The 11,121-nt window shown below is 60.4% G+C and carries 8 protein-coding genes; 7 read left to right on the top strand and 1 reads right to left on the bottom strand.

Annotated elements, in window-relative coordinates:
• Positions 1–110 precede the first annotated feature (110 nt).
• A complete protein-coding gene (locus BCS36_RS03030) occupies positions 111–1,682 on the bottom strand; it encodes a methyl-accepting chemotaxis protein (RefSeq protein ID WP_291301446.1) in 1,572 nt (523 codons plus the stop codon).
• A gap of 483 nt (positions 1,683–2,165) precedes the next feature.
• Here BCS36_RS03030 and rimP point away from each other — a divergent pair, with 483 nt between their 5' ends.
• The 7 genes from rimP to truB all read left to right on the top strand — a co-directional run bounded on the left by rimP (position 2,166) and on the right by truB (position 11,081).
• On the top strand, positions 2,166–2,975 hold the full coding sequence (rimP, locus tag BCS36_RS03025; RefSeq protein WP_291301445.1) for a ribosome maturation factor RimP: 810 nt from the start codon (positions 2,166–2,168) through the stop codon (positions 2,973–2,975).
• A gap of 101 nt (positions 2,976–3,076) precedes the next feature.
• The gene (gene nusA / locus BCS36_RS03020) at positions 3,077–4,426 is read left to right on the top strand and encodes a transcription termination factor NusA (RefSeq protein ID WP_291301444.1); all 1,350 of its coding nucleotides are present in this window, start codon (positions 3,077–3,079) and stop codon (positions 4,424–4,426) included.
• Complete coding sequence (locus BCS36_RS03015; RefSeq protein WP_291301443.1) at positions 4,413–4,682, top strand: YlxR family protein; 270 nt, start codon at positions 4,413–4,415, stop codon at positions 4,680–4,682. The genes nusA and BCS36_RS03015 overlap by 14 nt, the downstream gene beginning before the upstream one ends.
• Complete coding sequence (gene infB / locus BCS36_RS03010; RefSeq protein ID WP_291301442.1) at positions 4,675–7,740, top strand: translation initiation factor IF-2; 3,066 nt, start codon at positions 4,675–4,677, stop codon at positions 7,738–7,740. The genes BCS36_RS03015 and infB overlap by 8 nt, the downstream gene beginning before the upstream one ends.
• A gap of 861 nt (positions 7,741–8,601) precedes the next feature.
• Positions 8,602–8,892, top strand: coding sequence for a DUF503 domain-containing protein (locus BCS36_RS03005; protein WP_291301441.1), 291 nt, complete (start codon positions 8,602–8,604; stop codon positions 8,890–8,892).
• Positions 8,879–9,901 (top strand): bifunctional oligoribonuclease/PAP phosphatase NrnA, encoded by a 1,023-nt coding sequence (locus BCS36_RS03000; protein WP_291301440.1) that lies wholly within the window; start codon positions 8,879–8,881, stop codon positions 9,899–9,901. Before BCS36_RS03005 ends, BCS36_RS03000 begins: the two co-directional genes overlap by 14 nt.
• Before the next feature lie 277 nt (positions 9,902–10,178).
• The gene (truB, locus tag BCS36_RS02995; protein ID WP_291301467.1) at positions 10,179–11,081 is read left to right on the top strand and encodes a tRNA pseudouridine(55) synthase TruB; all 903 of its coding nucleotides are present in this window, start codon (positions 10,179–10,181) and stop codon (positions 11,079–11,081) included.
• Positions 11,082–11,121: the final 40 nt, after the last annotated feature.

Below are 11,121 nucleotides of genomic sequence, written 5' to 3'. Positions count from 1 at the left end.
CGCAAAACGTATCTGCCCCATCCCTTGCGCAGACGGCAAAACCAGAGAAGGCCGGGAATATTCCCGGCCTTCTCTGCGTATGCATGTCAGTAAAAATCCTGCCGCGCGGGCTATTCCTTCAACCGCCCGGTCAGATCCGCCAGCCGCTGCGTGAGCGCCACCAGCTTGTCCGTCTCCTGCCGAACCTCTTTCATTGATCTGGCAGTGCCCGCCATAACGTCATTGACCTCAACAATGGAGCGGTTGATCTGCTCGCTGGCTGCGGACTGCTCCTCGCTGGCTGCGGCAATGGCGCTGATTCTGCCCGTGGTGTCTTCCACCGTGCCCACAATGGCGTCAAGCGCCTGGCCGGACTCCCCGGCAAAGTCATTGGCCTGCTCAACCTGGTTCACGGCATTGTCCATTGAGGCCATGCTCTTTGAGGTGCTTTGCTGAATGGCATTAATGGCGTTGCCCACATCATTGGTGGAGGTTACGGTTTTTTCGGCAAGTTTGCGCACCTCGTCAGCAACCACCGCAAAGCCGCGCCCGGCTTCGCCAGCGCGGGCGGCTTCAATGGCGGCATTGAGGGCCAGCAGATTGGTCTGATCCGCTATATCCGAAATAACATTCATAATTTCTGAAATGGCCTTGGCATGGTTGTTCAAAAGAACCATATCGCTCTTGAGCTCCATTGAAACTTCATGCACCTCTTCAATGCTCCGCGTGGCGTTGCGCACCACCGCAGCGCCCTCGTGCGCCTTGTCCCGCGTCTGCGTCGAGGCTGTTGAAGCATTGGCCGCGTTTTGCGCCACCTCACGCACTGTGGCTGTCATTTCATTCATGGCCGTGGCCACCTCGCTCAACAGGCGCGAAGCACGGGCCGTGTCATTGTTCGAACGGCCTATGCCAGCCACCAGCCCTTCGGCAATGGCGGCAAGCTCCTGCACGGATTTTTCAAGCTCCAGCGCCGCCGCTTCCATGCGCTGGTTCTTCTCGGTGATGACCTGCTCGGCTTTTTTGAGGGCCGTCATGTCCACATAAAGGCACAGGCCGCCAAGGCAGGTTTTGTGCTCGTCATATACGGGAAACACATTGGCCAGCACGTCGATGCGCCTGCCTTTGTGCCCTGTTATCGTTACAGAAAGATTATGAAAGTTCTGCCCATGGCGGATGCTCTTGCCAACGGCGGTTTCGCGACCGGGATCATTGTAAAAAAGCTCGGCCAGAGTCTTGCCCAGACAGGCCTCTACCGGCCCGTCGATCTCAAGCATATCCAGGCATTCCTGGTTGGTGTGGGTCGCGCGCTCGTTGACGTCCACCAGCAGATAGGCCAGGGGCATCCCGCTGAGTATGCCGTGCAGCACCCCGCTTGCGTGGCAGGCCTTGCCAACAAGTTTTTCAGCCTCCGCATGCAGTTCCTTCAGCTCCGCAGAAGCCGCTGACCCGCTACAGCATGACGACCGCTCCGACTGCCCCGGCGCGCAGTCGCCCCGCAAAAAGAGCGTCAGAGCCCGGAACGCCCCGCCATAGATCAGCTGCGCCCCCAGGCCCGTAACAAGCAGTACGGCAACCCCGCCCACTGCGGCTCCCCACAGGGGGGCGGCCGCCGCTCCCGTCACAAGCCCAATAGCCCAAACAATACCAATGCCAACGGCCAGGGCCGACAAGCCCAGACCCCATATTTTCTGATGCGGCGACATGAGACCTCCCATATAAGGAATGGATACGATAACCATTATTTAATAAATTACTTTTTTCACAAACAACCTGTTATACCATGTTGAAAAAGAAACTCTTTCAACAGTTTTTAAAATGGGATATGATTTTATGACGTTCTGGACTGCATATAATATAAAAACAAGAGAAGTACAGCGTTCGCCAAACAGGTTTCAATGGCGCACGACGAGCAAATCGGCGTCCACCTTACTGCGAAAGCTTCCTATCTTTCTGTAGTTACAATATTTTTTCACTTTTCTTTATTTTTACGCAAAACACAAGTTTTTCTTTTTGACGCGAAAGCCTTGACAAGTTCCATATGGTGAGCTAGTTGGGTGTATTCAAAGTGGATGGCAGTACCTGCCGCCACTACATCCTGATGCGGAACGCAGTTCCAGCGGGGTGGCCTGAATAGGCCCCCTTTTTTTTGTCCCTGCGACGGTCCATGCACCGCACAAAAGGAAAGAATGACTGATCAAACCCTGAGAGAAACCGTCATACGTCTGGCCCAACCCGTGGTTCACTCCCTCGGACTCGTTGTCTGGGGGGTGGAAATAGCCCGCGCCGGGCGCACCCTTGTGCGGCTCTTTGTGGATGTGCCTACCGCGCCTCAGGCTGATGAACACCAGGCAGCCCCTGACGTCATGGCCGTTTCTCCCGCCGCTGGCATCAGCGACGGCTTCGCGCCATCAGATTTTACTCCTGACGAATCTTCCGACTCTCCCGCGCCAGCCGCTCCGACGTCAGCCACCATTGAACAGTGCGAAGAAATTTCGCGCCATCTGGCGCTTGCGCTGGAAGTGGAAGACAGCATCCCCGACGCCTATGTGCTGGAAGTTTCCACGCCGGGCCTGAGCCGGTTGTTTTTCAGCCTTGAGCAGATGGCCCGCTATGTGGGCGACGTGGTCGAGGCGCGACTGCACACCCCCGTGGCCTCCACCGATCCGGCGGCCCACGGCGGCCCGCGCCGCATCTGGCGCGGCACGCTCACGGCGGTGGAAGAAGAGGGTTTTGTGCTTGCGCCCGTTGCCATCAGCCCTGAAGGCGATGTGGAGGACGAAAACCATCCTCCCGTGTTTCTTCCCTGGAGCTCAGTGCGCAGGGCCACACGCATGTATATTTTTAAGCAGCCGCAAAAGCCGGGGAAAAAGCCTGGCAGTAAACCCCGGGGAAAAGACGCCCCTGCGGGCAAAGGCGGCCAGACGGCCAAAAAAAAGGCCGCTTCAGGCAAAAAAACTGGCAACGGCGTTGCCGATAACGATCATACGGCCAGCTGAGGCAGGCCCGAAAGCCGCACTGCGCGGCAGTACGGGCGGCCCATGCGCCGCAGCCGGAATAAGCGATTTTACGCCGCCCTGGGCGGCAGCCGGAGGCACTCATGAATCTTGAACTCAAAAAGGCCATTGACCAGATCAGCAAAGACAAGGGCCTTGACCGCAACATGCTCATTGATACGCTTGAAGATGCGGTGCGCACCTCAGTGCTGCGCCGCTTCAGCGAAGATATGGACGTGGAAGTGTCCTACAATGACGAAACGGGCGATATTGAGGTCTACCAGTTCAAAATCGTGATGGCCGATGGCGATGTCGCCAACCCGGACACGCAGATTGAACTGACCGAAGCCCTGGCCCACGATCCTTCCGTTCAGGTGGATGACGAAATGGGCTTCCGCGTCAAGGTGGAAGACCTGGGACGCATCGCCGCCCAGTCCGCCAAGCAGGTCATCATCCAGCGCATGCGCGACGCTGAACAGGAAATCATTTACAGCGAATACAAAGATCGCCTGGGCGAAATCGTTTCAGGCATCGTGCAGCGGCGCGACAAGGGCGGATGGGTGGTCAACCTGGGCCGCACCGAAGCCATTTTGCCGCGCGAAGAACAGATCCCGCGTGAGCATTACAAGCGCGGCGACCGCGTGCAGGCCCTCATTATCGAGGTTCGCCAGGAGGGCCGCGGCCCGCAGGTCGTCATTTCACGCTCGCACCGCGACTATATGGCCGCCCTCTTTCGGCGTGAAGTGCCTGAAGTGGACGACGGCGTTGTGCAGATCATGGGCGTGGCCCGTGACCCCGGCTCCCGCGCCAAGGTGGCGGTGCTCTCGCGCGAGCGTGACGTTGACCCGGTTGGCGCCTGCGTTGGCGTGCGCGGTTCGCGCATCCAGAACATCGTGCAGGAACTGCACGGCGAACGCATCGACATCGTTGTCTGGAGCGCCGACATAGCCACCTACGCCCGCAATGCCCTGGCCCCGGCCCTGGTATCGCGCATAGTAGTAGATGAAGAAGAAAACCTGCTCGAAGTCATCGTGCCGGACGACCAGCTCACCAACGCCATCGGGCGCAAGGGGCAGAACGTCAAGCTGGCAGCCAGGCTTCTGGGCTGGAAAGTCGATATATTTACCGAGACCCGCTACAACGAGGCCAATGCCATCGGGCACGGTCTTGAGCAGGTGGCCAGTGTGGCCGAAGTATCCATCGAGGCTCTGCTTGACGCGGGATTCAGCTCGCTTGACAAGCTGCGCCAGGCCACGGACCAGGAGCTTTCAGACAAGCTGACCATCAGCGCGTCCCGCATTGCCGACCTGCGTTCGGCCATCAACTTCCTGGCTCCGGTGGTGGAAAGCACGCCTGAATCCTCTGCCGTTGAATTGGGCAAGGTGCATTCTGCTGATGAGAACTCCGGCCAGGACAAGGCTGACGGCAACGCCGACGAGGATGAGCAGGCTTAGGGGCGCTGTCGTGGTGGATGGGCAGAACACGGCTGAAACCGTGCAGGGGCCGGTACGCATGTGCATCATATGCCGCCGACGCTTCGCCAAGGCCCAGCTGACCCGCCATGTACTGACGACCCAGGGAATTTTGACTATTGACGCTGAAAAGACCAGACCTGGCAGGGGCTGGTATCTCTGTTCCGATGCCGTATGCGCGGCGAGGTTCGCCAAGTTCAGGCCCGGAACACGGCGCAAGGGGGGTAAACATGTCTGAAGAAAAAATTAAAGTATCGGAATTTGCCAAGGAATTTCCGGCCGTGGCTCAAAAGGACATGCTGCGCGTAATGCGCGAGCTGAACACGTCCGCAAAAAGCATGGCTGGTTCCCTGAGCACTGAGGAGGCGGCACGCGTGCGCGAACATTTTGCCGAACAAAAACAGGCGGATGCCGAGCGTTCCGGCTCTCACCCCAACGTCATCGTACGGCGTCGCCGTAAGGATGCGGACAAGGCCGATGCTCCAGAAGCAGCGGAAACCGCTTCTGCAGTCAAGGAAGTGAGCGCCCCTGAAGCCGTGGAAAAGCCAGCGGAAGCCGCAAGCCCAGCTGTGGCGGAAGCCGCGCCTGCGCCCAAGGCTGAAGCCCCGGCTGCCAGCCCCCGCAAAGCTCCGGAAAAAGCCGAACCTGTGGCCGAAAAGGCCGAGAGCGCCGATGCCCCCAAGGCCACCAAGGCCAGGGTCGTTTCTGCGGCTCGCGTTATCAGCCGCCCCGGCGAAGAAGAAAAGAAGCCCGAGCCTGTGGTGGAAAAAAAGCCCAAGGCACCTGAAGTTTCACCCGTGGCCGCTGCGCTTGCCGCCCGTGCCGCTGATGAAGCCGAAGAAAAGGCCACTGAAAAGGCTGCAAGGGCTGCCGAAAAGGCCCAGGAAAAGAGCGAGGCTGAAAAGGCGGCCAAGGCTGCCCGCGTGGCGCGCCCTGACGCGTCCGCCATGCCTGAGGGCTCGTCCGCGCCCACCCTGCCCCAGCGTGCCCCCGAAGCCCGCGCGGAAGCCTGGAAAGATTCAGACAACGCCGATGACGCCGATGGCGCGCCCCGTCGCGCGGCCAGAGCTGATGGCGGGCAGGCTCCTGCCGCCCCCCAGGTGCGCATCATTTCACGGCCCACTCCCGGCAGCCAGCAGGAACGGCCCTCGCGTCCCATGGGCGCACGCCCCGCAGGCGGCCCCGGCTCTTCCGGCCCTGGCGGCCCCGGCGGCCCGCGCGGCGACAATGCCGGCAGGCCCCCGCGTCCTGGCGGACCTCGTCCCGCTGGCCCTGGCGGCCCTCGCCCCTCCGGCCCCGGCGGTCCCCGTCCTGGCGGCGGTGGCGGATTCGGCCAGCAGGCCGCGCCCGCGTCGCCCACGGACAGCCGCGATGGTCAGAGCAAGAAAAAACGCCTCAAGGGCCGTCGTACCGTTGACTTTCAGCAGGGTGATTCCGTTCGCCGTGACGATGACGACAGCGTGCGTCTGAGCCGTGGCAAGGGTCGTCGCAAGGGCGGCAAGCCCGCGCCAGCCACTGCCACGCAGCCGCTCAAGGCCGCCAAGCGTAAGATCCGCGTCACGGAAGCCATCCGTGTGGCCGACATGGCCCACCAGATGGGTCTCAAAGCCAACGAGATCATCAAGGTTCTCTTTGGTCTTGGCATCATGGCCACCATCAACCAGGCCCTGGACCTTGACACGGCCACCCTGGTCGCTTCCGAATTTGGCTATGAAGTGGAAAAAGTCGGCTTCTCCGAAGACGACTACCTGACCCCCAAGGACGTGGACGCGCCCGAAAGCCTCAAGCCGCGCCCCCCCGTGGTGACCATTATGGGCCATGTGGACCACGGCAAAACCTCGCTGCTTGACGCCATCCGCAAGACCAACGTCACCAGCGGCGAAGCTGGCGGCATCACCCAGCACATCGGCGCATACCATGTGAAGACCAAGCGTGGGGAAATCGTCTTCCTCGACACGCCCGGCCATGAAGCCTTTACGGCCATGCGCGCCCGTGGCGCTCAGGTGACGGACCTTGTCATCCTTGTGGTGGCCGCCGACGACGGCGTTATGGAGCAGACCCGCGAAGCCATCAACCACTCGCGCGCAGCCAACGTGCCCATCATGGTGGCCGTCAACAAGATGGACAAGCCCGGGGCCGACCCGGACCGCGTCCTGCGTGAACTTGCCGAACTGGGCCTCCAGGCCGAAGAATGGGGCGGCGACACCATCGTGGCCAAGGTTGCGGCCAAGACCCGCATGGGTCTGGACGAACTGCTGGAAATGGTGGCTCTGCAAGCCGAAATTATGGAACTCAAGGCCAATCCCGACAAGCTCGCCCGCGGCCACATTGTGGAAGCCAAGCTGGACAAGGGCCGTGGCCCTGTGGCCACCGTGCTTATTCAGGAAGGCACCCTGCGCCAGGGCGACAACTTCGTGTGCGGCCCCTTCTCTGGCCGTGTGCGCGCCCTCATGAGCGATCAGGGCAAGAAGGTCAAGGACGCCGGTCCCTCGCTGCCTGTGGAAGTGCAGGGCTTTGAAGGCGTGCCGGAAGCCGGTGAGGAATTCTTTGTGGTCAGCGACGAAAAGCTGGCCCGCCGTATTGCCGACTCGCGCGCCATCAAGCAGCGTGAACGCGACCTCGCTTCGGAATCCCGCGTGACTCTGGAAACCTTCCTGTCGCAGCGCAAGTCCGATCAGGAAACCCTGACCCTCAACCTCGTGCTCAAAGCCGACGTTCAGGGCAGCCTGGAAGCCATCACCGAAGCTCTGCTCAAGCAGAGCACCGAAAAGGTGCGCATCAACGTGGTGCACGGCGGTACCGGCGCCATCACAGAATCCGATATTCTGCTGGCTTCGGCCTCGCAGGCCATCATCATCGGCTTCAACGTGCGGCCCACTTCCAAGATCAAGGACGTGGCCGAACACGAGAATGTGGATATCCGCTTCTATGAGATCATCTACAAGCTTGTGGACGATATCAAGAGCGCCATGACGGGCATGCTCGCTCCTGTGCAGCGTGAAGTGTACCTCGGCCAGGCCGAAGTGCGCGACACCTTCAGCGTGCCCAAGGTTGGCGTTATCGCCGGTTCCTATGTGGCCGACGGCAAAATCGCCCGCAATGCCGGCGTACGTCTGCTGCGCGACGGCGTGGTGGTCTACACGGGCAAGATCTCATCCCTCAAGCGCTTCAAGGATGACTCCAAAGAAGTGGTCAAGGGCAATGAGTGCGGCGTGGGCCTCGAAAACTTCAATGACGTCAAAATTGGCGACATCATCGAAGCTTTCGAAACGGTCGAAGAAGCGGCAACGCTGTAGAAAGTTGGGGCGCAGCAGGTGCATCACGCATCTGCTGTCGCCATCCCTAACGCCTTCGGCGTAAGGGCTGCCGCATCGAAGCTTTCGAAACGGTCGAAGAAGCGGCGACGCTGTAAACAGCCAGTACGACTGCCACGCTGCGGGAACTGCCCGGCAGGCCGCTGCGTGAAAATTGAAGTGTGAACTCTCTGGGGGAAGGAAGGCCTGCACAAGGCTCTCCTTCCCCCGGTTTTTGACAGGATCAGGGCTGGCCCGGCATATTCCCAGGGGTCGGAGCATGGCAGCCTTGGCGGGCCGCAGCGGGCATAGACAGCGCAAACGCATTCACTGCGCGGCCGCTGTCACGGACTCTGTGGGCAATCGCGTTTAGGGCTGTTTGTTCCGGGGCAAACAAATGTAAAGAACAATCATGCTGCCGCACACATTGGTTTTGGCGCGGCAGCGGGGTGCAGGGCGCGCCTGCTTTCAGGCAGAATGCCCGACTGCGCAGCCGCCAGAGCCCTGATATCTTGAAGCGGATGGCAGAGGTTTCTACCCCGGTTACAGCGCTTGCCCGCACGCGCGGCACAACCGCGTTTTCACGGCAGGAAGCCGCGAGAATGGCCCACTGAGCATTTCGTAATGAAAATGCTGGCATTATCTATCGCCAACAGATACCATTCTCGACAGGCCACATTTTTGGGCCAGCATCATTGCTTTTTTTCGCAATGTCGGGCCCGCTGCCGAAGCGTTTCGGGCAGAATTTCGGTCTCCATTTCGGGTTTGCGCTGCTCCAAAGAACGGCCCCACCCTCGGGCCGCCACAGCCCAAGCCGCCAAAATTAACCGTCCCTCCTCCGGGCCGCGAAATACGTATAACCCCATGTTCATGGCAGTACTCACAGTGGAATTCAGCCTGCACGGCAATGACAATCTCAAGGCCAAGCGCCGCGTTGCCAACAGTCTGAAGCAGAAAACACGCAATAAATTTAACGTGGCCATAGCGGAGGCAGGCACAGAAAACAGCCTGAGCAGCCTGCGTCTGGCCGTTGTCTCCATTTCCAACAACGAAGGGCATTTACGTAGCCGCATGGACAAATGCGCGCTTATGATGGAGGCCGTCTGCCCGGAAGAAATGGTGGAAAGTCAGGTAGAAATATATGCAGCAGATTAATGCCATACCCGAGCCTTACGCCAAGAAGGCCAGTCAGATAGCTGAAGCCCTGAGCCAGATGGACCAGATCGTTGTGGCGGGCCATGTCCACCCCGACGGCGACGCTGCCGGGTCCGTTGCCGCAGTGGGGCACATCCTGCGTGACATGGGCAAGGAATTCATGCTCTACGCCACCCCCAGGCTACCAGGATATCTGGATTTTTTTCCTATGCCTGCCGTGGTGCACACAACCCTTGAGCATCCGCCCTTCACCCCCCGGTGCGCGGTTCTGCTCGACTGCGGCGAGCCTGAGCGCCTGGGCGCTGAACTGGCCGGGCTTTTGCCCCGGCTCGACAGCGTGAATATTGACCACCACCTTGGCGGCGACGGCATGGGCAGCAGGGATAACTGGGTGGTTACCGAAGCGGCCGCCACGGCCCAGCTTGTGGCCTACGTATCAATGGCGGCGGGGCTTCCCCTTACCGGCGATCTTTCCCTGGCTGTGGCCCTGGGGCTCATCACCGACACTGGCGGCTTCTGCCACGGCAATACCAGCGCCGATGTCCTCTCGCTGGCCGCGCATCTGGTGAAAAACGGCTGCAACCTGCCCTGGCTGCGGGAACAGCTGGACAATAACTGGAGCCTTGGGCGCTGGCGTCTGTGGGGGCTGCTTATGGAAAACTCCCGCGTGACGCATGACGGGCAGGTGGGCTTCTGTCAGGTGCGGCTGAAAGACCTGAGCCGCTGCCAGGCCCTCAAAGAGGATATGGAAGGCTTTGTGGAGCATTTGCGCCGCCTGCACGGCGTCAAGGTTGCAGCCTTGCTGCGCGAAGACAGCCCCCAATTGTGCAAGTTCAGCCTGCGCTCCTATGGCGACATTGACGTGCGCTCCGTTGCCGCCGATCTGGACGGCGGCGGACATTTCAACGCCGCAGGGGGCACCCTGCGCATGCCGCTGAAAGAAGCCGGACAAAAACTGCTGGACCACATCGGCCTCTATCTGGACAATTTGAAAAAGACGTCCACATAGCCGCACAGAGCGCCGCGCGCTGTGTTCCACCCACAAAATATCGCCCGACAGCGCGCCATGCCAAAATAACCCGGCGCTGCTGGCCATATCTTTTGACTTATAACAGAGCAGAGGATATGGTTGCCACTTGCGTATGGTTAATAAAGATACACTAGCACAGTTCTGCCACAGTCAGGACCAGCCGGAATCACCTTCCAGCACGCCGGAGCGCGACTCCGGCTCTGGGTCAGGCAATGCCGCCACTCCCACAACCCTGCGGGATGGCAAGACATATGCCCTGCCCCAGCAACACGGCGTACTTGTGCTCAACAAGCCCTCCGGGCCCACCTCGGCCCGCTGCCTTACAGCCATCAAAAGGCTGGGGCAGAAAAAAATCGGCCATGCCGGCACGCTGGACCCTTTGGCTTCCGGTGTGCTGCTGGTATTGTTGGGGCAGGCCACCAAGCTTTCCGGGCACCTTCTGTCCGGGGGCGGCAAGGTGTATAGCGGCGTATTGCGCCTCGGGCAGACCACGGATACCTGGGATATCGAAGGCCAGGTACTTGAAGAAGCCCCCTGGCAGCACATCAGCATGGAAGACGTCAGGCGCGAGGTGGCGGCCTGGCTTGATCTGACGGAACAGCCCGTCCCTTCCTATTCCGCCGCAAAGCATGAAGGCCAGCCACTGTACAAGCTGGCCCGCAAGGGGCTTGAAGCCCCGCAGAAGATCAAACGTATGGAAATTTCACAGGCGGAAGTGCTTGAAACAAGCCTGCCGTTTGTGCGCTTTCGGGTCGCATGCAGTTCCGGCACCTATATACGCTCCCTGGCCCACAGCTTGGGGAAGCGACTTGGTTGCGGAGCCGTGCTCACGGAACTGACCCGGGAGTATAGTCACCCCTTCGGCCTCGATGTGGCCCGCGATCCGGCGGATTTCACGGCTGATCCCACCCTGTTGCCTAGCTGCGTCATTCCTGTGGAGGATGCGCTGCCGCACTGGCCCAGGGTGGATCTGACGCTGGAAGAAGCCGCCCGCGTGCGCAACGGCATCGCGGTGCCCTGCCGGACGTCGCAATCTGACTCCGGCGACGGCGAAGACCTCGCGTTTTTGATGGAACAGGGCCAGGCCCTGGCTCTGGCAAAGCGCGAAGTTACAGCCGCCGGGCCCTGCTGGGCCGTGTTGCGGGGACTTTGGAACTAAGGGCCATCACGCCCGTAACAGCCTTACTCAAGGAGAACTG

The organism is Desulfovibrio sp. MES5, assembly GCF_002237645.1.
In the GTDB taxonomy this organism is placed as follows: Bacteria; Desulfobacterota; Desulfovibrionia; order Desulfovibrionales; family Desulfovibrionaceae; genus Desulfovibrio.
Note: the sequence above shows the minus strand (reverse complement) of the source record. Positions and strands in the feature narration are given on the sequence as shown.

What these genes read in the sequence shown, in the direction of transcription:
- BCS36_RS03000 (WP_291301440.1), top strand. Translation starts at nt 8,879, where the DNA reads ATGCAGCAGATTAATGCCATACCCGAGCCTTACGCCAAGAAGGCCAGT.
- infB (WP_291301442.1), top strand. Translation starts at nt 4,675, where the DNA reads ATGTCTGAAGAAAAAATTAAAGTATCGGAATTTGCCAAGGAATTTCCG.
- BCS36_RS03005 (WP_291301441.1), top strand. Translation starts at nt 8,602, where the DNA reads ATGTTCATGGCAGTACTCACAGTGGAATTCAGCCTGCACGGCAATGAC.
- BCS36_RS03015 (WP_291301443.1), top strand. Translation starts at nt 4,413, where the DNA reads ATGAGCAGGCTTAGGGGCGCTGTCGTGGTGGATGGGCAGAACACGGCT.
- rimP (WP_291301445.1), top strand. Translation starts at nt 2,166, where the DNA reads ATGACTGATCAAACCCTGAGAGAAACCGTCATACGTCTGGCCCAACCC.
- BCS36_RS03030 (WP_291301446.1), bottom strand. Translation starts at nt 1,682, where the DNA reads ATGTCGCCGCATCAGAAAATATGGGGTCTGGGCTTGTCGGCCCTGGCC.
- nusA (WP_291301444.1), top strand. Translation starts at nt 3,077, where the DNA reads ATGAATCTTGAACTCAAAAAGGCCATTGACCAGATCAGCAAAGACAAG.